Source organism: Streptomyces sp. TLI_105 (genome assembly GCF_900105415.1).
Taxonomy (GTDB): Bacteria; Actinomycetota; Actinomycetes; order Streptomycetales; family Streptomycetaceae; genus Streptomyces.
This window is the reverse complement of the sequence record NZ_FNSM01000001.1, coordinates 1,049,410-1,071,957: the sequence shown is the minus strand read 5'-3', so window position 1 is coordinate 1,071,957 and position 22,548 is coordinate 1,049,410. Positions and strand designations below refer to the sequence as shown.

The following is a 22,548-nucleotide window of genomic DNA, read 5'->3' as shown; positions in this document are numbered from 1 at the left end:
TCTGGCAGGAACTCGCTTCGTGATCAAAGTCCGGAGTGGCTGATTCCGCCCCTCCTGCCAGAGGTCGTCAGCAATTGGCCGCGGAGTGATCTTCGTCACTTGCCCCAAAAGTGGCCGCAAAATGACTTGACCCTCAACTGGCTGATACGTTCACGCGCTTGAGCCGGTGATCACCCGGATCAACGGCGTCTAGTTCAGCGGGGGGATGAGCGATGCCGCACACCGGCATGCACGCTTCTCGGCGACACCACTGGAGACGGGTGACCGTCCCGATGGTGCTCGCTTTGGCCACATCACTTCTGGCGATACCGCCGGCGGGCGCGGCGACGCCCGACTTCGACACGGTCTGGCGGCCGCCCAGGACGCCGCTGCCGCGCACGGCGTCCGTACCGCTCAAGCCGAAGGGCCCGGCCGAGCGGGTCAAGCCGCCGCGCCCGGTGCCCCCACGGGCCGCCGCCACTACGCCCACGGCTCCGGTGACCCGGCTCGTCGGGACGGCCCGGACGACTACGAAGGGCCAGGCCAGGGCCGGGGCCCTGCCGGTCTGGGTCTCCCGCGCCGGCAAGGGCGCCAAGGGCGCGCCGCCCGCCGTCACCGTCGTCCGCAACGACGCGGCGACCGCCCGCAAGGCGGGCGTCGACGGACTGCTCTTCACCCTGACCGCCGACCGCGCCGCCCAGGGCACCGGCACCCGCACGCCGATGACGGTCGGGTTCGACATGGCCGCCCTCCAGAAGGCGACCGGCGGCCAGTTCGCCTCGCGGGGCCGTCTGGTGACCCTGCCCGCCTGCGCGGCGACCACTCCCCAGGTGGCCGCCTGCCGTGTGCGCACCCCGCTCGCCGTACGGGTCGACAAGGCGACCGGCCGGCTCACGGCCGAGGTGGCCGTACCGGCGGCGGGAGCACCCCTCGCGGCCGGCGAGCGGTCGGCCGCCCCGTCCGGGTTCGCCGCCTCCGTGGGCGCCGCCCCCGCCGGGACGGCGGCCCCGCTGCTGCTCGCCGCCGACACCGAGGAGAAGGGCGGTGGCGGTGACTACACCGCCACCGCGCTCACCCCCTCCTCGGCGTGGGCGTCCGGCAACGCCTCGGGCTCGCTGACGTACGACTACGCCCTGCAGGTCCCCGCCGCCCTCGGCGGGGCGGCACCGGACCTCACGCTGAAGTACGACTCCTCCAGCGTCGACGGCCGTACGTCGGCCACCAACTCCCAGGCCTCGTGGATCGGTGACGGCTGGGAGCTCAACCCCGGCTTCATCGAGCGCACGTACAAGGTCTGCGACAAGGCCGGCATCAAGGACTCCGGCGACCTGTGCTGGGCCGGGTACAACGCCTCGCTCTCCCTCGGCGCGCACTCCGGGCCGCTCGTCCGGGTGGCCGCCTCGGGTGCCGCGAACGACGCCGCCACCGGTGTGTGGCGCCTGAAGAACGACGACGGCACGCGTGTCGAGTTCGGCTCGGGCGCGGCCAACGGTGTGCGCGACGGCGCCTACGCCAAGGTCACCGACCCGGTCGGCACCGTCTACTACTTCGGCATCAACCACCTGCCGGGCGGCGACAAGACGGACCCGGCGACGAACTCCGTCTCCAGTGTCCCCGTCTACTCGCCCAAGAGCGGAGATCCCTGCTACGACTCCGCCAAGGGCAACGCCTCCCAGTGCCTGATGTGGCAGCGGCTCTCCCTCGACCACATCGTGGACCCGAACGGGAACCTCACCACCTACACCTGGGCCCCCGAGACGAACTGGTACAACCGCGGCGGCGCCCAGAACAACGGCACCGGCACGCAGACCGCGTACACCCGCGCCACCACCCTCGCCTCGGTGAAGTACGGCCAGAAGCTCGACGAGCAGGTGGCCGCCAAGGGCGCGCTGCAGCCCGCCGCCCGGGTGACCTTCACAGCCGTGGAGCGCTGCACCGACGCCACGCCCTGTGACCCGGCGACGCGCACGGCCGCCAACAGCACCAAGTGGCCCGACGTGCCCGTCAACCAGGAGTGCAAGTCCTCCGGCACGTGCACCAAATACGCGCCCACCTACTTCACGACGAAGCGGCTGTCCTCCGTGCTCACCGAGGTGCGGGTCGGCGGGGCCTGGAAGGGCGTCGACTCGTACGAGCTGAAGCACTCCTTCCCGAACCCCCTCGACGCGACCAGCCAGAAGGTCCTGTGGCTGGACTCCGTCCAGCGCACCGGCCTGACGGAGACGCCCACCGTGCCGCTCCCGCCGGTGAAGTTCACGCCGGTGATGCTGCCCAACCGGGTCGACGGCACCGACCTGGTCCCCGCCCCGCCGATCATGAACCGGCCGCGGATCCAGCAGATCGCCAACGAGACCGGCGGGGTCCTCAACGTCGACTACAACCTGCCCGCCTGTTCGCGCGTGAACAACGTGATGCCGACGGCCGAGGACGACAACACGCTGGCCTGCTACCCGGTGCGCTGGCTGCCGCCGGGCTCCGTCGCCGACTCGGCTCCGGTCCTCGACTGGTTCCACCACCACACGGTCAAGTCCCTGACCGAGAACGACACGGCGACCGACGCCCCGCAGAAGATCACCGCCTTCGCGTACGGGCCGGCCGGCTGGCACCGCGACGACAGCCAGTTCACCGAGGCCAACGCCCGTACCTGGGGTGAGTTCCGCGGCTTCGCGACGGTGACCGTCACCAGGGGCAGCGGGAACGACGGCCCCAAGGCCCAGGTGCGGACCACCTACCGGCAGGGCATGAACGGCGACGTCCGCAAGAGCGGATCGGCGCGCAGCGTCACCCTCACCGACGCGCTCGGCCGCTCGGTCACCGACCACGAGTGGCTGTCGGGCCAGGTCCTGCAGACCGAGACCTTCGACCAGGCCGGCGGCTCCGTCGCCACCCACACCGTCACCGGCGTCAGCGGCGAGGTCGCCACGGCCACGCAGACCCGCACGGGCCTGCCCGACCTGGTCGCCCGGGTCCCGTTCACCACCAAGACCGACACGACCAGCTCCAGGAAGACCGACGGCACCTGGTCCACGGCCACGAAGACCACGGTCACGGACGCCGCGAACGGCAACCGCCCGGTCACCGAGCTCGACCAGGCCGACGGCACCGAGGACGTCTGCACCCGCACGACGTACGCGGCCGGCACCGACCCGCAGCGCATGAACCTCGTCTCCGAGACCCTGAGGGTGTCCGGGGCGAACGCGTGCACCGCCGCCGCCGCGGCCGCGAACACCGTCGAGCGCAAGCGCGTCCTCTTCGACGGCAAGCCCTTCGGGCAGGCCGGCGCCGCGGGCAACCCGACCTCGACCGAGGAGATGGCCCAGTACGCGGGTGACGGCTCGGCCCAGTTCACCACGAGCAAGGTCAGCACCTACGACGGGTACGGCCGCGTCCTGACGGTCACCGACCCGACGCGTACGGACGCCCAGCACCCCGGCGGATCGGTGACCCGCACCACCTTCAGCCCCGCCACCGGCGAGCTGCCGTCCTCGTCGACCTCGTCGGCCTCCGCCCCCGGCCAGCCGACGACGGTCTCGTGGGACACCGTCAGCACCCTGGACCCGCGCCGCGGCCTCCCGCTGACGGTGACCGACCCCAACGGCAAGGTCACGACGCTGCGTTACGACGCGCTCGGCCGGGTGACCGCCGTCTGGCGTCCCGGCCGTGCCCCGGCCACCGAGCCGAACGCCGACACGACGTTCGGCTACGCGATCTCCCAGACGGCCGGCACGCCGTCGGCGGTGACCACCTCCTCCTTGAAGAAGGACGGCACCACCCCGGTCTACCTGAAGAGCGTCAACATCATCGACGGCTTCGGCCGGGACCGGCAGACCCAGGAGTCCCCGGCGAACCCCGCCTACTCGGGCCGCCTGATCAGCGACAACCTGTACGACTCCCAGGGCCGGGTCCGGGTGACGAACTCCCCCTGGTACAACAACGACTCGGGCCCGTCGGGCACGCTCGTGAGCGCGGCGGAGTCATCGGTCCCCGCCCAGTCCCGCACGACCTATGACGGCCTGGGACGTGCGACCGTGGTGGCCGCCTGGTCCAAGGGCACCGAGCAGAGCCGCACCACCACCGCCTACCCCGGCGTCGACCGGACGGACACCGTGCCGCCGGCCGGGTCCTGGCCGAGCAGCGTGCTGCTCGACGCCCGCGGTCGCACCACGGCCCGCTGGCAGTACCGCACCCCGACCGTGACGGGCGACGCCGCCGACGCCACCGTGTCGACGTACACGTACACGGCGGACGGCAAGCCCGCCACGCGCAAGGACGCCGCGGGCAACACCTGGTCCTACGGGTACGACCTCCAGGGCCGGCAGGTCTCCGCGACCGAGCCGGACACGGGCATCACCACGCAGACGTACGACACCGCGGGGCGCCTGGCCACCTCCAAGGACGGCCGTGGCAGGACCCTGGTCCGCACGTACGACCTGGCAGACCGGCAGACCGGCCTGTACGACGGCACGGTGAGCGGCGCCAAGCAGCTCGTCGGCTGGACGTACGACTCGGTCGCCAACGGCAAGGGCAAGCCGGCCTCGTCCACCCGCTACGTCGGGGGCACGGCCGGCCAGGCCTACACCAACGCCGTCACCGGGTACGACAACGGCTACCGCGCGACCGGCATGCGCATCAGCATCCCCGGCAGCGAGGTCGGCCAGACCGGTACGTTCACGTACACGGCGACCAGCACGTTCGACAAGCTCACCGGTGAACGCAAGACCGCGCTGCTGCCGGCCGTCGGCGGTCTGCCGGTCGACGACATGAACTACTGGTACAACGACCACGGCCAGCTCTACAAGTACGCCGGCGCGACCACGTACGACGTGCAGACGGAGTACGACGCCTTCGGCCGGGTGGTCCGCTCGACGGTCAACCCGTTCGAGAAGCAGGTCGTCACCACCCTGGACTACGACCAGGGCACCGGGCGCCTGAAGGGCCAGCTGCTGGACAAGCAGACCTCGGTCACCGGCGCGGTCCAGCAGACCTCGTACACGTACGACAAGTCCGGCCGGATCAGCTCCGTCACCAACACGCCCGACAACAACCCGGCCGCCCAGGACCGGGAGTGCTTCACGCTGGACCACCTCGGCCGGATGACGGCGGCCTGGACGGACAAGGGCGGCCTGACCGCTCCCGGTGCGGGCCAGACCTCCGACCAGGGGTCCTGCGCCAACACCACTCCGTCGGCGGCCACGGTCGGCGGCGGCAACCCGTACTGGCACGAGTTCTCGTACGACGTGACGGGCAACCGCACGGCGTTCGTCAGCAAGGACCTGACCGGGGACATCACCAAGGACGTCACCACGACGCAGGGCTACCCGGCCTCCGGCACCGTCAACAGCGGTGCGGGCAACGGCGGTCCGCACGCGTTGACCTCCAGCACCACCAAGACCGGCAGCACGGTCAACAAGTCGGGCAGCAACCGCTACGACGGCTCCGGCAACCCGGTGGACCAGTACACGTCGAAGACCGGCACCACCGGCATCACGTGGACCCCGGACAACCGGATGGACACCCTCACGCAGGCGATCGCCATCACCGGCGTCGGCGGCAAGTGCCTCGACGTCCAGGGCGGGAGCTCCGCGAACGGGCAGCCGATCCAGATCTACACCTGCAACTCGGGCGGCGGCCAGCGCTACTCGCTCACCGGCGACGTGCTCAAGGTGTTCAACAAGTGCGTGACCGCGATGGGCACCACGGCCGGCTCCGTGATCCAGAACCAGCCCTGTGACGGCTCCGCCGCGCAGACCTGGAACCGGCGCGCCGACGGCACCCTCCACAACCCGGCGTCCGGGCGCTGCATCGGGGTACCCGGTGACGTCGCCACCAACAGCGTGGACGTGCTCCTCGCGGACTGCGGGACCCCGGTCCCGGCCGGCCAGAAGTGGACGAGCACGGACCGTACGACCTCGTACGTGTACGACGCGAACGGGGATCCGATCGTCCGCCGCAGCCCGGGGAAGACCACGGTCACCCTCGGCGAGGACGAGCTGACGTACGACACGGTCGCCAAGACTCTGACCGGTACGCGTTCCTACTCGATCCCGGGCGGGCTCACCATGGTCCGCGTGGGCGCGGGCGGCCTGACCATCCAGCAGGCCGACCACCACGGCTCGGGCGTCCTGACCATCGACGCGGGCACCCTCGCGGTCACCCGCCGGGCGATGGACCCCTTCGGCAACCCGCGCGGCACCCAGCCGGCCGCGGGCGTCTGGGGCGGCCAGAAGGGCTTCGTCGGCGGCACGAAGGACGACAACACCGGCCTGACGTACCTCGGCGCCCGTCAGTACGACCCGGTCGCGGGCCGGTTCCTCAACCCGGACCCGGTCATCGACCCGGACGACCCGCAGCAGTGGAACGGCTACGCGTACAGCGGCAGCAACCCGGTGAACGCGAAGGACGACAGCGGCATGTTCTGCGACGGCTGCAGCGCCAACAACGACAACTCCGCGTGGGCTCCCGAGCACGGTCCGGGCTGCACCGTCGACACCTGCTACGACGAGGACGGCGTGGCGATGTACAGCACCGTCAGGCGCCAGCCGGCGAAGAGCAACCTGGTGCCATGGCGCAGCGGGAACGGTGACTGGGGCGCCGGTACGCGCTGGCGCCAGCAGTCGCAGGCGGACCGCGACGCGGTGATCCAGTTGCGGCAGTTCATCGTCTTGGCCAAGGGAACGAACCTGCCGATGTTCGCCAGCACGCTGGAACACTACCTCGGGAACACGGGTGAGGACTTCTGGCTCAACCCGGACGAGGTGGACTCCCTGATGGACTCGGCGGGCGTCGCGGAGAGCCTGGACAGCTACCTGTACCAGGAGTTCAAGTCCTGGGAGAACGACATCACGGCGCCGGAGCGGACCGACTTCGACTCCGGTTGGAGGAACGCCGCGGCGGGTCCGGCCTCTCCCGACTGGTACCTGGCGGTGCGCGGTCTGCAGTACCGGGTGACCGGTTCGGTCGAGAAGGGCAAGGTCTCGTACCAGGTACAGGTCTTCAAGGACTGGAACTTCGACTACGACGAGGAGATCAAGATCCCGACCGTGGGGAACGTGGACTTCGGTCCGTACGCCGCCCTGCACGCGATGGGGATGGCCCAGGAGTACAAGTTGCGCGGGCAAGGCAACGTCAACACCGTCAACGGCTACTTCGGCAACCTCGGCTGGGGCGGCTAGCACCACCGGGAAGGCCCCGTCCAGCATCACCGGGAAGGCCCCGACCACACACGTGGTCGGGGCCTTCCCCCTCGTCCGGGATCCGCACCAGGCGCCGCCGGCCGCCGCCCGACCTGCCTTCCGCACTGCCGGTTCCGGTCCGGGCGCCTTCCTGCCGTCCGTACGCCCGGCACCCCGGTACCGGAGCGGACCACCGCCCGGATCGCGGAGGACCCGGAGCGGACCGCCCTGGTGCAGGCGAGACCCGGAGGGTGCGGCACCGGACGACCGGCTGTTCCGGAACCAGGCCGGCCACTGCGTGGACCCAGCGGCCCACGGCACGTCCCGGGACGGGCCGGGACCTGGCCGTCCTGCGACCGGACGACGAGCGCGTCGATACGCGACGGACGATGCTTCCAGGCGAACTCCCGGTCACAGGAGCGGCTGCAACCTCATGAGACGAAGGTCGAACCGACGCTGCCGGATGACGCGAAGACCGCGACGACCGGTGCACTGCCGGTTGCCCATGCCGATGCCGTCGAGCGACTGGCGACCTCCGGGGCTCTGCGGATGAGCCCGTACGCGGACACGGGGCCACCTGCGCACGCGCCCTTCTTACTCCACGAGCTGTGGGCGTCCCTGCTCCTCCGGTCGCTCGCCCCCTCCCATTCCCCTGCCCCGGGGCGGAGCCGATCGGCGAGCGAGCTCCCCCCGGCCTTGTGAACAATATTGAAAAGCAATGTGACATGTGCCATTTTACTGCGCAGCCCGTCACGGACGGGTTCCCAACTTCCTTCCCAGGAGTGAACCTTGCGCGCCATGGCCATCGCCACCACCCTGCTCACAGCCGCCGTCGCGGCCGCTCCCGCCCAGGCCGCCCAGGCCGGTCCGGCCGACCCCAAGCCGGAACACGTCTTCGCGGACCCGGCCCAGCGCCCGGCCCACGGCAACGCCAAGGGCGCTCCCGGCGCGACCGCCGGCGGTGGGCTGGAGTCACGCATCCTCCCGGTGGTCCACGACTGCAGCCCGTCGTTGCGCATACGTGCCCAGGAGATGACCGCCGCCCAGCTGACGGCAACCTGCGCGAGCCTGGCCGGCCAGGACGCCTACTTCCACGGCGTGGTCAAGGACTCGGGGCCTGTCGCGAACGACCACAACACCACCCTGGAGGTCGACGTCTTCAACTCGAGCGCCGACTACAAGGCCTACGCGAGGAAGATCTACGGCATCGACACCGACAACGGCGGCATGTACCTGGAGGGAGACCCCTCCGGCACGGGCAACCAGCCCCGGTTCATCTGCTACGAGCGCACCGACGTGAGCCCCGGCTGGCAGATCTGGAACCTCAACCACGAGTACACCCACTACCTCGACGGCCGCTTCGACCTGTACGGCGACTTCGGCGCCGGCCAGACCACCCCCACCGTGTGGTGGGGCGAGGGCATCGCGGAGTACGTCTCCTACTCCTACCGCGGGATCCCCTACACCAACGCGCTGGCCGAGGCCGGCAAGCACACGTACTCCCTGCGCACGCTGTTCGACACCACCTACGCCAACAGCGACGTCAACCGCACCTACAACTGGGGCTACCTCGCCGCCCGCTACATGGTCGAGCGCCACCCCGCCGACGTCGCCACCGTGCTCGGCCACTACCGCACCGGGAACTGGACCGCCGCCCGCGCCTTCCTCACCTCGCTGGACTACGAGGCCGACTGGAACGCCTGGCTGACGGCCGTAGCCGCCGGCGCCTGACCCGTACGCCCGACGCCGCCGACCGGAGGGCGGGCGGTCGCGCCAGCCCCCCCGAACAGGCTTCGAACGGGCCCCGGAACAAGGCGACTCCCGTCCGGTCGTGCGATCGGACGGGACCTCTCTTTCTCCCCGTACGAGATGGTCCACGTCGTACGAGATGGTCCACGTCGTCGCGGCGCGGAACGCCTCGGCGATCTCGTTCACGCCCACCTACGTGTACCGGCCCGGAAGCGTGGGGGTGTGCGCCGACGGCATTCTGCTCCAGTGGGCCGTGACCTTCGGCCAGGACATGTGGCACGGGGGCCCGGACTGGTGGCCCACGAGACCGGTCACGCCTTCGGCCTGCCGGACCTGTACGGCTTCACGGGCACCGACGCCCATCGGTTCGTCGCCGGCTGGGACGTGAGGGGGCTCATCAGCGGCCCCGGGTCCCAGTACTCCGCCTGGCACTCCTGGAAGCTCGGCTGGACCGACGACGCCCCCTTCCGGACCGGTGAATCGTTCACCGACGCGACCGCCCGCGTCCGCGGCGAGGTGCTCGGCGTCGACGGCTACGGGGAGACCGCCCGCGTCACCAAGTGGTGGACCGTCGATGACGGTTGTGCCCCGGGGCCGGTCGGTCCCGGGGCACACCGCGTGCCGGCCGCGCGTCAGGCGCTCTCGGGGAAGTGGCAGGCGACCTGACGGGCCTCGCCCTGTGCGGTGGTCCGCAGGACCGGCGCCTCGGTGCGGCAGATCGCCTGTGCCTTGGGGCAGCGGGGGTGGAAGGTGCAGCCGGGCGGGGGAGAGGCCGGACTCGGGGGGTCGCCGAGCAGCGTGATCCGTTCCCGGGCCCGCTCGGCGGCCGGGTCGGGCAGCGGCACCGCCGAGAGCAGCGCCCGGGTGTACGGATGCTCCGGCGCCCCGTACACGCGCTCCTTGTCCCCGATCTCCACGATCCGGCCGAGGTACATCACGGCGACCCGGTCGCAGACCCGTTTCACCACGGACAGGTCGTGGGCGATGAAGAGGTAGGCGAGGCCCAGCTCCCGCTGGAGCCGCTCCATCAGATTGACGATCTGCGCCTGCACGGACACGTCGAGGGCGGAGACCGGCTCGTCCGCGATGACCAGCCGGGGGCTCGTCGCGAGCGCGCGGGCGATGCCGATGCGCTGCGCCTGGCCACCGGAGAACTCGTGCGGATAGCGGTCGATGTGCTCCGGGATGAGCCCGACGAGCTCCATCAGCTCGACGGCCCGCTTGCGCGCCTCCGCCGCCGAACTCCCCTGAACCAGCAGGGGATCGGAGATGATCCGGGCCACCGTCTGCCGTGGGTTGAGAGAGGAGTGCGGGTCCTGGAAGACCATCTGGATGTCGCGGCGCAGCGGCTTCAGCTGCCGCTGGGACAGGTGGCTGATGTCGCGCCCGTCGTACGAGACGGAGCCGGCGGTCGGTTCAAGGAGGCGGACGATCGCGCGGCCCGTGGTCGACTTGCCGCAGCCGGACTCGCCGACGAGGCCGAGGGTCTCGCCCGCCGCGAGGTCGAAGCCGACGCCGTCGACGGCCCGGATCGGTGCCGAGCGGCCCCGGCGCCCCGGGAAGGTCATCGTGAGGTCCCGTACGCGGAGCAGGGGCGGGGGTGTGGTGATCATGGGGCGACGCCTTCGTACGCGGGGAAGTGGCAGGCGACCGGGTGTCCCTCCGGGCCGCCGAGCACCGGGCGCTCGGCCGCGCACCGCGACCGCTCCTCCTCGGAGCCGCGGGCGGCGCGGGGGCAGCGGGGCGCGAACGGGCAGCCCGGTGCCGGGTCGAGCAGGGACGGCGGGCTGCCGGGGATCGCCCGCAGCGGAGCGTCGTCCGGGTCGTCGAGCCGGGGCAGCGAATCGAGCAGACCCCGGGTGTACGGATGCGCGGGGGTCGTGAACAGGGCGTCCACCGTGGCCTGTTCGGCCGCCCGACCGCCGTACATCACCAGGACGTCGTGGGCCACCCGGGCGACCACGCCCAGATCGTGGGTGATCATGACGACGGCCAGCCCCCGTTCCTCCTGGAGGCGGGCGATCAGTTCCAGGATCTGGGCCTGGACGGTCACGTCGAGCGCGGTCGTCGGCTCGTCCGCGATGAGCAGGTCCGGTTCGCAGACCAGCGCCATGGCGATCATCACGCGCTGGCGCATCCCGCCGGAGAACTGATGCGGGTATTCGCCGGCCCGGCGCCGCGGCTCGGGGATCCCGACCTCGGCGAGGGCATCGACGGCCCGCGCGCGGGCGGCCCTGCGGCCGGAGCCGAAGTGGACCCGGTGGTGCTCGGCGATCTGCTCTCCGACGGTGTAGTACGGGTGCAGACTGGACAGCGGGTCCTGGAAGATCATCGCCATCTTCCGGCCGCGCAGTCCGTTGAGCGCGCGGTCGGAGAGGCCGATCAGCTCCTGCCCGTCCAGGACGACGGAACCGGTGACGTCCGCGCCGGTGTGCAGGCCCATGACGGCGAGCGAGGTGACGGACTTGCCGGATCCCGACTCGCCGACGATGCCGAGGGTCCGGCCGCGCGGTACGTCGAAGGCGAGGGAGTCGACCGCCCGGACGGGGCCGTGCTTCGTCGGGAACGTGACCGTGAGGTCCCGTACCGACAACAGGGGTGCGGAGTCGGCCATCAGTACCTCACTCGCGGGTCGACGACGGCGTACAGCAGGTCGACGGCCAGGTTGGCGACGACGATGAAGGTGGCGGCGAGCAGCGTGACGCCGAGGATGACGGGCTGGTCGCCGGTGGAGAGCGCGCCGTAGAACAACCGTCCGACGCCCGGGAGTCCGAAGATGGACTCGGTGATGACGGCGCCGGCGAGAAGACCGCCGAGGTCCATGCCGAAGATGGTGAGGAGGGGGGTCATGCCGGCGCGGAGTCCGTGTTTGACGACGACCGTGCGGCGGGGGAGTCCCTTGGCGCGGGCGGTGCGGATGTACGGCTCCGCCATGGTCTCGATCATCGAACTGCGGCTCTGGCGGGCGTACATGGCGGCGTACAGGATCGCGAGCGCCAGCCAGGGCAGCAGCAGGTTGGCGGCCCAGCCGAGCGGGTCGGTGCCGAACGGCGTGTACTGCGGATAGGGCAGCAGTCCGGCCGCCCGGATCAGCCCGTAGATCAGCATGACCGAGGTGAAGTAGACGGGCAGGGAGGCGGCGGCGACCGCGCCGACCATGAGGACGCGGTCGGTGAGGCTGTCCTTGCGCAGGGCCGCCGCGACGCCCGCGGAGAGTCCGAGGAGCAGCCAGAGCACGGCGGCGCCGAGGGCGAGGGAGGCGGAGACCGGGAGCCGGTCGACGAGCAGGTCCCAGACGGGCTGGCTGTTCTCGTACGAGTAGCCCAGGCAGGGGAAGTCGCAGTTCAGCGCGTACGGGCCGGAGCCGACCGTGCGACCGGTGAAGATCCCGGTGGTGAAGTGGGCGAACTGCCGCCACAGCGGCTGGTCCAGGCCCATGTGGGCGCGGATGGCCTCCAGGCGCTCGGCGCTGCACGACTTGCCGCAGGCCGCGGCGGCGGGGTCGGAGGGCAGGACGTAGAAGATGGTGAAGGTGACGGCGGCGATGGCGACGAGGACGGCGACGACGCCGAGCAGCCGACGGGCCAGGTAGAGGATCACGTGCGGCTTCCCCTCGGGTCGAGGATGTCGCGCAGCGCGTCGCCGAGCAGCGTGAACGAGAGCACCGTGAGGAAGAGGCAGAGGCTCGGGACGACGAAGTACATGGGATCCGTGTCGTAGAAGGCGACGCTCTCGGCGATCATCTGGCCCCAGGAGGGCGTGGGCGGCCGGACACCGACGCCCAGATAGCTGAGGGCCGCCTCGGTGGCGATCATGCCGGGGATGATCAGGGTCGTGTAGGCGATGACCGGCCCGGCGACGCCGGGGAGGATGTCGCGGGTCAGGATCCGCCAGGGGCCGGAGCCGCCGACTCGGGCGGCGTCGACGTACTCGCGGTGCTTGAGCGAGAGGGTCTGGCCGCGGACGACGCGGGCGATGCCGGGCCAGCCGAACAGGCCGATGACCAGGGTCATCAGGACGATCCGGTTGACGTCCCGCGCCACCGACATCATCGCGATCATGAAGATGAGGGAGGGGAAGGACATCGTCAGGTCCATCAGGCGGGAGAGGGCGCTGTCGGTGCGGCCGCCGAAGTAGCCGGCGGCGATCCCGGCCGCGGTCCCGGCGGCGACGACGATGGCCGTGGCGGCGAAGGCGATGAGCAGGGAGACCTGGGCGCCGTGCACGACCCGGGCGAACAGGTCGCGGCCGGTGACGGGTTCGACGCCGAGCCAGTGCTCGGCCGAGACGCCGCCGAGCGGTCCGATGGGCAGGCCTCCCAGATACGGATCGACGGCGCTCTTGTCGAACTCCTCGGGCCCCCAGCCGCCCAGCGCGCTGAACAGCGGGGCGGCCACGGCCATGACCGCGAAGAGCGTGACGACGACGAGGGACACCTTCACCGAGGGGCGGCGGCGCAGTTCCGCGCGGGCGAGTCGCCAGGGACCGCTGCCCGCGCGCGAGGGCGGAGAAATGGTCGACATGACTGGTGGCCCCTCAGTTCCCGCTCTTCGTCGGGTCCTTGAGGCCGACCGTGGCGTAGTCGATCTGGCCACCGAAGGAGGTGTGCCCGAAGGCGCCGGCGATGTTGGTGCCGAGCAGCAGCGGCATGCGCTCGATGACGGCGGGCGCCGTCGGGGCCTTGGCGAGGATCTCCCCGTCCAGCGTCTGCCAGGCCTTGTTCGCCCGGGCCGCGTCGGCCATGGCGGCGATCTCGTCCATCCGCTTCATCGTGGCCTGGTCGCGGAAGAGGGAGTGGTTGCCCGAGTTGCCCTTCTCCTTGATGTAGCGGCCGTCGAAGACGAAGGGCAGGAAGGTCGACCCGGAGGGGTAGTCCGGGCACCATCCGGTGTAGACGAGGTCGGTGCGGTTCTTGGTGTCCCCGATGGTGTCGTAGAACGCGGACGGGTCGACGGTCTCGATGGTGACCTTGATGCCGACCCGGCCGAGGGACTGCTGGACGGCCTCGCCGACGGCCTTGTCACCGTTGGAGACGGTGATGCTGGTGGAGAGGCCGTCGGGCTTGCCGGCCTCCTTCAGGAGCTGCTTGGCCTTGGCGACGTCACCTGTCAGCGGTATCCCCAGGGTGTCGGGCTGCTTGCCGCCCTCGAAGAGGGAGCCGGGCATGAGGGCGGTGGCCGCGTCGTTCAGCGCGGGCCCGCCGGAGGCGGTGACGAGGGCCTCGCGATCCAGCGCGTACTGCACGGCCTGACGGACCTTCACGTCGTCGAAGGGGGCGCGGCCGGTGTGCATCTGCACCATCTCGGTGCAGTTGGTCGACTCGGCGAGCAGCCGCGCCTTGACGTCGGCCTTGGTGAGCACCTTCGGGGTGGACTCGGGGCGCAGCTTGCCCCAGGGCACCGCCGACGCGTCCACGCCGGTGCTCGCGATCAGCCGGTCGTCGATCTGGTTGGCCTTCAGTCCCATCGTCACGACGATCCGGTCCGGGTACGCCTTGCGCACGGTGTCGGTTCCGGCGTCCCAGTGCGTGTTGCGCACCAGGACGAGCTGCTTGTCGCGGGCGTAGGACTCGATCTTGTACGGGCCGGAGGAGAAGGGCCGGTTGTCGTACTGGGGGCCCTTGTCCTTCGCCCGGGGCACCGGGGCGAAGGTGGGCAGCACCGTGGCGTAGGGGAACTCGGCGAAGGGCTTGCGCAGTTCGAAGACGATCGTGTGGTCGTCCGGCGTCTTGACGGAGTCGAGGTGCTTGCCTCCTGCCGGGCCCTGGTAGCCCTCGGCGCCGACGAGGTAACGGGCCGCGTAGTCGGGGCCGCCGGGGAGCTCGGGGGAGAAGGACCGCTCGACGTTGTACTTGACGTCCCGGGCGGTGATGGGGGTGCCGTCCTCGTACTTCAGGCCCTGCTTCAGCCGGAAGGTCCAGGTCTTCGCCCCGTCGGACGGAGTGCCGAGGTCCTCGGCCAGGTCGGGGACGAGGTCACCGCCCTTGGCGCCCGGTTCGGCCTTGTAGGTGACGAGGGTGCGGTAGAGGAGGCGCGTGCCGAAATCCATGTCTCCCATCACCCAGTTGCGGGCGGGGTCGAGGTGGGTGAAGTCCTGGTCGGACAGGACGGTCAGGGTGCCCCCCTTCTGCGGAGTCCCGCCGACCGTCGCGCCGTTGTTGGCCGTGACGGGGTTCCTCCGGCCCCGGTCGCCGCCGGCTTCCTTCCCGCCGGAACATGCCGTGACGCCGAGGGTGAGTGTCGCCACGAGGGCGGTGGCCAGGGTGGTGCACGTGCGCTTGTTCATGAGGGGTCACTCCGGGTGCGAAGCGGACAGCCAGAGGGCTGGCTGGAATGTGACCTGTAACATAGTAATGTGAAATTGTACTGACAACCCGTCGGGGGTTCCGTTATTCATCCGTGTCATCCGGTCGGAGGGGGCTTGGCGGGGCACGGCGCGGCATTGTGGGCGACTGAGGGCTCCCCGTGCCGGACGTCGTGGCGCACACTGCAATGCAATGTCACACCTCACGCCCTCGGCCACCCTGGACCGTGAAAGGGACCCATGAACTCCGCCTACGCGACCGTCGACCGCACCTTCACCGTTCCCCTGGACCACCGGGCCCCCGACGGTCCCACCATCGAGATCTTCGCCCGCGAGGTCGCCGACCGCGCCCGCGCGAGCGAAGAACTGCCCTGGCTGCTCTACCTCCAGGGCGGACCCGGCGGGAAATCACCCCGTCCGTCGGCCGGTTCGCCCGGCTGGTTCGACCGCGCACTCGAGACCCACCGCGTCCTGCTCCTCGACCAGCGCGGAACCGGCCGCTCCACCCCCGTCACCGCCCGCTCCGCCGCCCGCTTCCCCACCCCCGGCCGGCTCGCCGCGTACCTGGCCCGCTTCCGCGCCGACGCGATCGTCGCCGACGCGGAACTGATCCGCCGACGACTCTGCGGAGACGCCCCGTGGGAGACCCTCGGCCAGAGCTACGGCGGATTCATCACCCTCACCTACCTCTCCCAGGCGCCCGAGGGCCTCCGCGCCTGCTACGTCACCGGCGGCCTGCCCGGCCTCACCGCCACCGCCGACGACGTCTACGCCCGCACCTACCCCCGCGTCCGCGACCGGGTCCTCGACTTCTACGCCCGCTACCCCGAGGACGCACCCCGCCTGCGCAAGCTCGCCGACCACCTCGCCGCCGGCGACACCCGCCTCCCGAACGGGGACGGGCTCACCCCGCGCCGCCTGCGCACCCTGGGCCTCATGCTCGGCATGGGCGACGGATTCGAGCGCCTGCACTGGCTGCTCGACGAGGCCCTGGACCCGGACGGCACCCCGACGGACACCTTCCTCCACCAGACCATGGCCCTGACCGGCTTCACCGACAACCCGCTCTTCGCCGTCATGCAGGAGACCCTGTACGGGCAGGGCGCCGGCCCGACCGGCTGGGCGGCCTCCCGGGCCCTCGCCGCCTTTCCCGAGTTCGCCGAGGACGCCCACCCCCTGCTGCTCACCGGCGAGATGACGTACCCCTGGATGTTCCGGGAGATCGCCGGCCTGCGCCCCTTCGCGGACGCGGCCGACCTGCTGGCCGCCCGTACCGACTGGCCACCGCTCTACGACCCGCGCCGCCTCGCCGCCAACGAGGTCCCCCTCGCCGCGGTCGTCTACCACGACGACATGTACGTCGACGCGGGCCTCTCGCTGCGCACGGCACGCGAGGTCGGCGCCACCCACGCCTGGGTCACCAACGAGTGGGAACACGACGGCGTCTCCGCCTCCGGCGGCCGCGTCCTCGACCGCCTGATGGCCCTCGCCGCCGGCCACGCGTAGCCCCCTCCCGCCCCTCCTCCCCACTCCCACAGGAGAGCCATGCCCGCCACGAACCCCCGCCCGCGCCCCCTGGCCGCCGCCCTCGCTCTCGCCTCGTTCCTCGCCCTCGCCCCAGCGGCGCACGCGACCCCGCTCGCCGCCACGACTTCCCGGCCGATCCCGGCCGCCCGGACGGCCGACTGCGAGCTGCCCGGCCGGACCGGCTGGACCGACGAAGGGCACGACACCGACCACGTCCAGTTCCAGCCGGCCACGGGAACCCGCCGTGTCCTCAACCTGTTCGTCGACTTCCCCGACGCGCCGGCCACGGACGCCACCGAGCCGTACGCCGCCCACCTCGCCCCCGCCGTCGACTGGATGCGGACGGCGAGCCACGGCCGCCTCCGCCTCTCCGTCGACTTCCTGCACCAGTGGATCCGCATGCCCGCGGACTCGACCACGTACCACTTCGCCCGCGGCCTCACCTTCGAGGCCCACGAGAAGTACGTGCGCGACGCGATCGCCGCCGCCGACCCGTACGCGGACCTCTCCCGCTACGACATGGTCTACATCGTCCCCGTCCGGACCGCGGCAGCGATCCCGTTCTCCCCCACGTACCTCTACGACCCCGCCACGCCCGGCGTGACCGCCGACGGAACCCGCCTCAAATGGGCCGTCACCTTCGGCCAGGACATGTGGCGCTGGGGCCACAAGGTCGCCGCACACGAGACCGGCCACACCTTCGGCCTGCCCGACCTCTACTCCTTCACGGGCCCCACCCACCAGTACGTCGGTGGCTGGGACGTCATGGGCGACATCGCGGGCGCAGCCCCGCAGTTCCTCGGCTGGCACTCCTGGAAACTGGGCTGGATCCGCGACGACCAGGTCGCCTGCCTCGCCGGACCAGGGCGCCGCACCGTACACCTGGCGCCCGTGGAACGCCCCGGCGGCACCAAGATCGCCGTACTGCGCACCGGGGAGACCACGGCCTACGTCGCGGAGTCCCGTCACCCCGAGCTCAACGACGCCTCCGCCTGTTCGAGCGGTGTCCTCATCTACCGGATCGACTCCGCGACCCCGACCGGCGAGGGCCCGGTCCGGATCGTGAACGGCAACCCGACCGGGATTCCGCCCGCCGGCTGCACCCCGCTCGACCTCGCGGCGCACCGGCCGGGCCGGACCTTCACCGACCCGGCCACAGGGGTCCGCATCGACGTCCGTGCGGACGGCCCGGCAGGGGACGTGGTCACGCTCAGCGCCACCTGACCCTTCTTGGACGACCGGGTCCGGGCCCGGGAAGTCGGCCCTGCCGACTGCTGACCACCTGCGATGACGGTCGTGAACCGTCTTCCGGCTCCCGAAGCGGGACGGCCGGCGGTACGCGAAGAGCTCAGGGGTGAACGAGGTGCAGGCCCCTTGGCGGCGGCGGAATCGCCACGTCTACAGCCCGGACGCCACCGTCAGGCCCTCCAGTACCGCCTCCTCCACCGTGCGCGGGCTGACGCAGTCGCCCACCGTGAAGACACGGTCGGGCGCGACGCCCAGGGCGAGCGGGTCGAGGTCGGTGACCGGGAGGTGGCCCTGGGCCAGTACGACTCCGGCCGTGCCCTCCAGCACCACCGGGTCCTCGGTCAGGGTGTGCTGGAGGTAGACGGTGTCGTCGTCCGCGCCGTGGAGCCGGACGTTGGGAACGATCTCGATCCGGGCGCGCACGGCCTGGGCCAGCATGGCGGCGCGTACGTACTGCTGCAGGTGCTCGCCGGCCGCGAAGCCGGTCACGCAGAGGGTCACCTTCCGGCCCTGGCCGGCCAGGAGGAGGGCGGTGCCGAGGCCGATCCAGTCGCCGCGCCAGTCCGCCACCACGATCCGCCCCCGGCGGCCGCGTGGGATCTCGGCGTCGCCGCGGATCACCGACCAGGCGTCCAGCACCACCGGGTCGTCCACCAGCTCCATGCGCGGTCGGCGGGGCCGGGCCCCGGTCGCGAGGATCACGGCGTCCGGGGCCGCGGCGGCGAGGTCCGGGGCGTCGATCCGCGAGCCCGTCACGACGCGGACTCCGGCGCGGTGCGCCTCGCCCTCCAGGTTGGTGATCACACCTCCGAACTCGGCCCGCCCCGGAAGCTGTTCGGCAAGGAGCACCTGGCCGCCCACACGTCGGCCCGCCTCGTGCAGTTCCACGTCGTGGCCGCGTGCGGCCGCCACGGCCGCGGCCTTCAGGCCGGCCGGGCCGCCGCCGACCACCAGCACCTTCTTGCGCCGTGTCACGAGCGGCAGAACCCCGAAGCGACGCTCCCGCCCCGTCTCCGGGTGCTGGATGCAAGAGATGGGGTGGCCGAGCTGGAAGTGGCCGATGCAGGCCTGGTTGCAGCCGATGCACGCACGGATCTCCTCGGTACGGCCTTCGGCGGTCTTGGCCGGCAGGTCCGGGTCGCAGATCAGCGCCCTGGTCATCGCGCAGGCGTCGGCCTGCCCGTCCGCGAGGATCTGCTCGGCCTCCTGCGGCTGGTTGATCCGGCCGGCCACCATCACCGGGACGCCGACCACCGCGCGTACCTTCGCGGCGAGCGGGGCGGTGTAACCGGCGGGCCGGAACATGGGCGGAGCGATGTGCTCGGCCCCGGACAGGCTGGACGAGCTGCCCGCGCACACCGAGACGTAGTCGAGGAGACCTTCGGCGTCGAGCCGGGCGACGGTCTCCAGGACCAGCTCCGTGTCCAGGCCGTCGTGGCTGAGTTCGTCGCCCGAGACGCGCAGGCCGACGGCGAAGCCCGGCCGGGCCTCCGCCCGGGCGCTGCGCAGCGCCTCGCGCAGGAACCGCAGCCGCCCCTCGCGGTTGCCGCCCCAACCGTCGGTCCGGACGTTGACGTGGGGGCTGAGGAACTGCGCCGGCAGGTAGCCGTGGCTGGCGACGACCTCCACGCCGTCGAGTCCGGCCTCGCGCAGTCGGCGCGCCGCTTGTCCGTAACCGTCGACGACCTCGTGGATCTCCGCCTCGGTCATGGCGCGCGGCATGACGTGGAAGCGCTCGCTCGGCGTGGCCGAGGGCGCCCACGCCACCGGCGCGGTGCCGTCCTCGGACTCCAGGATCTCCCGGCCGGGGTGGAACAGCTGGCCGAAGACCTTCGTACCGTGCCGGTGCACCGCCGCCGCGAGCCGGGCGTAGCCGGGGACGCACGCGTCGTCCGTGGCCATCAGCACGTGCGTGGTGTAGCGGGCGGACTCGTGCACGCCGGAGACCTGGAGCACGATCAGGCCGACGCCGCCCGCGGCGCGGGCCTCGTGATAGGCGATCAGGTCGTCGGTCACCGCGCCGTCCTCGGCCAGGACCGTGTCGTGGCCGGAGGACAGGATCCGGTTGGGCACGGTGACGCCGCCTATGCTCAGCGGGCTGAACAGGTGGGGGAACCGCGTCGTCATGGAACGTCCTTTCTCGGGCCCGGGCGGGCGGCGGCCGGAAGAGGGCCGCCGCGCCCCGTCAGCGGAGCGTGATGTGCGGTTCGAACGCGTCGAGGAGCAGGTCCCGCATCCGGGCCGGGGACATCTCCCCGTTCCCCGCCAGCACCTGGATGGCCAGGCCGTCCGCGAGAGCGGTGAACCGGCTGGTCAGCGCCTCCGGATCGGCGTCCCTGGCCATCCCCTCGTACTGGCAGGCGTGCACCAGGTCGAGCACGGTCCGCCGCCAGCGGGCGTAGATCTCGCGCTGGCCTTCCCGCAGGGCGGGGTCGAGGATCGCCTCGTTCCACGACTGCACCCACACCGACCATTCGTCGTTGTCGTCCTCGTCGCTGATCAACTGGACGTCGATCAGCCGCCGCAGCTTCTCGACCGGCCCGTCCGCGTCCCGGAATTCGGCTTCGAGTCGCCGGTGGAGCCGCTCGGCGTAGTGGTGCAGGGCGGCACGCAGCGCGTCGCCCTTCGTGGGGAAGTGGTAGTGGATCGTGCCCGTGCTGGTTCCGCAGGCGCGGGCGATGTCCGCGACCCGGACCTGGTGGAAGCCGCGGCGGGCGATGAGCCGCGCGGTCTCCTCGAGGATCTGGGCCCGGCGGACCTCCGCGTCGACGGCGTCGGCGCGGCGTCGCGCCTCGGGCGCCACCGGGTCGTCCGGGGCGGTGGGCGGCCGGCCCTCCCCGGTCCGCAGGTACCGAAGGGACACCTTCCCGATCCGCGCGATGGCGGCGAGTTCGCGGTCCGCGAGGCGGCGGCCACCGTTGAGGGCCTTGGACAGCGCGGTGGGCTCCATGCCGACGCGGGCGGCGAACTCACGCTGGCTGACCGCCGCCGACCGCACCACCAGGCGCGCCCGATCCGCCACGGCCCGGGCGTCGTCGTCCTGCACCCGCCGGATCGCCGTCATCGCGCCGCCCCGCCCAAACCGTCCGCCCCGCCCAAACCGTCCGCCCCGCCCAAACCGTCCGCCCCGCCCAGGCCGGCGAGGACTTCGTCGGCGGCCCGGTATCCCGACGACACCGCGCCGTCGATGTAGCCGTTCCACTCCGACGCGGTCTCCGTCCCCGCCCAGTGCAGGGGGCCGGTCGGCTCCCGCCAGCCGCGTTCGCCGTGCCCGCTCCATCCGCCGGGCGTCGTGTAGGCCTCGTACCCGCCCCGGGCGAAGGGGTCCTGGGACCAGATCTTCTCCGTGTAGTCGCGCGGCTGTCCGGCCCGGGGGCCGGCCACGGAGACGAGACCGTCCAGTACGGCCGCCCTGCGGCCGGCCTCGTCCAGGGCGGCGAAGCCGTCCAGGCGGTCGCCGTACACGAATCCGACGAGAACACCGTGCGAGCCGTCCTCCGGGGAGTTGTCGAACACGACGCCGACCGGCCCGTCGTCGTACAGGGTCGCCACCCCGGACAGCCCCTCCTCGCGCCAGAACGGGGTGTCGTAGACCGCGTGGACCTTGGCGACGCGTCCCATCGGACTGTGCGACAGCCAGCCGTCCCGGGCGGCGGGCAGGGGAGGCGCGAAGCCCATGGCCCGTACGGCGTGCGGGGGCAGGGCCACGATCGCCCGGCGCGCCCGGAGCAAGGTGGTGGGGGTGCGGACGCGGACGCCGTCGGCGTCGTACGCGATCGCGAGCGCCTGCTCGCCGAGGCGGACGCGGTCGCCGAGCAGGGCCGCGACCGCGCGGGCCGGGCCGGCGGCGCCCGTGGCGAACCGGCTGTCCTGGGCGCAGCCGCGGGTCTCCATCAGCTGCTCGAAGCCGCCGGCCGCGGCGATGTAGAAGAGCACGTGGAAGAGCGAGATCTCGTCGGGCTCCGCGCACCACAGCCCTTGGACGGCGAGGGCCAGGCGGCGCAGGGCGTCCGCGTCGTCGGTTTCGGACCGGAAGAAGGACCGTGCCGTCCGTGCGTCCCATTCCTCGAAGCGGGCCGTGCGCCACGGCCGGACGGTGTCCACGGTGCGGGCGAACCCGTCGAGGAGCTCGGTGACCCGGACGTACTCGGCCGTGCCGGGCCCGTCGGCGGGCGCGGCGCCGGTGTAGGGGACCCTCGTGCCGTCGTGCCACACCTCGATGTGGCTGCCCTTCTCCCAGGTCGGGAAGGTGGGGCAGCCGAAGCGTGCGGCGAGTTCGACGAGGCGGGTCTGTGCGGGGCCGACCCATTGGCCGCCGTGGTCGATGGGTCCGCCGCCCGGTCGGATCTCGGTCAGGACCCGTCCGCCGACCCGGTCGGAGGCTTCGACCAGGGTGAAGTCGACGGCGTTGTCGTGGAGTCGGAGTGCCGCGGCCAGCCCGGCGTACCCTCCGCCCACGACGACGACATCGGATTCGATCAGACGCGTTCCGCTCTGTCTCTCCATGGCCCGAGAGGATGCGGCAACACTGACGAGTGCGTCAATGGTTGCGGCAGAAGGATCGCGCCGC

At 71.8% G+C, this 22,548-nt stretch carries 12 protein-coding genes and 1 pseudogene; 5 read left to right on the top strand and 8 right to left on the bottom strand.

Going from position 1 to position 22,548, the window contains the following annotated elements; all coding sequences use genetic code 11:
• The first annotated feature begins 284 nt into the window (after positions 1-284).
• The 3 genes and pseudogenes from BLW86_RS04890 (at position 285) to BLW86_RS41900 (ending at position 9,566) form a co-directional block, all read left to right on the top strand.
• Positions 285-7,151 (top strand): ricin-type beta-trefoil lectin domain protein, encoded by a 6,867-nt coding sequence (locus BLW86_RS04890; RefSeq protein ID WP_143060222.1) that lies wholly within the window; start codon positions 285-287, stop codon positions 7,149-7,151.
• 966 nt (positions 7,152-8,117) lie between these two features.
• Positions 8,118-8,876 (top strand): annotated as a pseudogene (locus BLW86_RS04885) (collagenase); the annotation flags it as partial.
• 318 nt (positions 8,877-9,194) lie between these two features.
• Positions 9,195-9,566 carry a metallopeptidase domain-containing protein gene (locus BLW86_RS41900; RefSeq protein ID WP_177181557.1) on the top strand — a complete coding sequence of 124 codons (372 nt, stop codon included), beginning with the start codon at positions 9,195-9,197 and terminating at the stop codon, positions 9,564-9,566.
• On the opposite strand, the gene BLW86_RS04875 is transcribed toward BLW86_RS41900, so the two are convergent.
• Genes BLW86_RS04875 through BLW86_RS04855 form a run of 5 tightly spaced genes read right to left on the bottom strand, consistent with a single transcriptional unit; the run spans position 9,533 to position 15,185 of the window.
• Entirely contained in the window at positions 9,533-10,513 is a 981-nt protein-coding gene (locus BLW86_RS04875) for an ABC transporter ATP-binding protein (RefSeq protein WP_093872863.1), read from the bottom strand. The two genes, BLW86_RS41900 and BLW86_RS04875, sit on opposite strands and share 34 nt — an antisense overlap.
• Positions 10,510-11,514 (bottom strand): ABC transporter ATP-binding protein, encoded by a 1,005-nt coding sequence (locus tag BLW86_RS04870; protein WP_093872862.1) that lies wholly within the window; start codon positions 11,512-11,514, stop codon positions 10,510-10,512. Before BLW86_RS04870 ends, BLW86_RS04875 begins: the two co-directional genes overlap by 4 nt.
• A complete protein-coding gene (locus BLW86_RS04865; RefSeq protein WP_093872861.1) occupies positions 11,514-12,500 on the bottom strand; it encodes an ABC transporter permease in 987 nt (328 codons plus the stop codon). The genes BLW86_RS04870 and BLW86_RS04865 overlap by 1 nt, the downstream gene beginning before the upstream one ends.
• The gene (locus BLW86_RS04860) at positions 12,497-13,423 is read right to left on the bottom strand and encodes an ABC transporter permease (RefSeq protein WP_093872860.1); all 927 of its coding nucleotides are present in this window, start codon (positions 13,421-13,423) and stop codon (positions 12,497-12,499) included. The genes BLW86_RS04865 and BLW86_RS04860 overlap by 4 nt, the downstream gene beginning before the upstream one ends.
• A 13-nt stretch (positions 13,424-13,436) precedes the next feature.
• Positions 13,437-15,185, bottom strand: coding sequence for an ABC transporter substrate-binding protein (locus tag BLW86_RS04855; protein ID WP_093872859.1), 1,749 nt, complete (start codon positions 15,183-15,185; stop codon positions 13,437-13,439).
• Between the two features lie 258 nt (positions 15,186-15,443).
• Between BLW86_RS04855 and BLW86_RS04850 the strand changes: the two genes are divergently transcribed.
• Both BLW86_RS04850 and BLW86_RS04845 read left to right on the top strand, forming a co-directional pair.
• A complete protein-coding gene (locus tag BLW86_RS04850; protein ID WP_093872858.1) occupies positions 15,444-16,709 on the top strand; it encodes an alpha/beta fold hydrolase in 1,266 nt (421 codons plus the stop codon).
• Positions 16,710-16,748: 39 nt separating this feature from the next.
• Positions 16,749-17,954 carry a M6 family metalloprotease domain-containing protein gene (locus tag BLW86_RS04845; protein WP_093872857.1) on the top strand — a complete coding sequence of 402 codons (1,206 nt, stop codon included), beginning with the start codon at positions 16,749-16,751 and terminating at the stop codon, positions 17,952-17,954.
• Between the two features lie 174 nt (positions 17,955-18,128).
• On the opposite strand, the gene BLW86_RS04840 is transcribed toward BLW86_RS04845, so the two are convergent.
• From BLW86_RS04840 to BLW86_RS04830, 3 genes are read right to left on the bottom strand one after another with little or no spacing between them, the layout of a single operon-like run.
• Positions 18,129-20,105, bottom strand: a complete 1,977-nt coding sequence (locus BLW86_RS04840) for an oxidoreductase (RefSeq protein ID WP_093872856.1) — start codon at positions 20,103-20,105, stop codon at positions 18,129-18,131.
• Positions 20,106-20,163: 58 nt separating this feature from the next.
• Positions 20,164-21,042 (bottom strand): TetR/AcrR family transcriptional regulator, encoded by an 879-nt coding sequence (locus BLW86_RS04835; RefSeq protein WP_093872855.1) that lies wholly within the window; start codon positions 21,040-21,042, stop codon positions 20,164-20,166.
• Positions 21,039-22,484, bottom strand: a complete 1,446-nt coding sequence (locus BLW86_RS04830; protein ID WP_093872854.1) for a flavin monoamine oxidase family protein — start codon at positions 22,482-22,484, stop codon at positions 21,039-21,041. The genes BLW86_RS04835 and BLW86_RS04830 overlap by 4 nt, the downstream gene beginning before the upstream one ends.
• Positions 22,485-22,548: the final 64 nt, after the last annotated feature.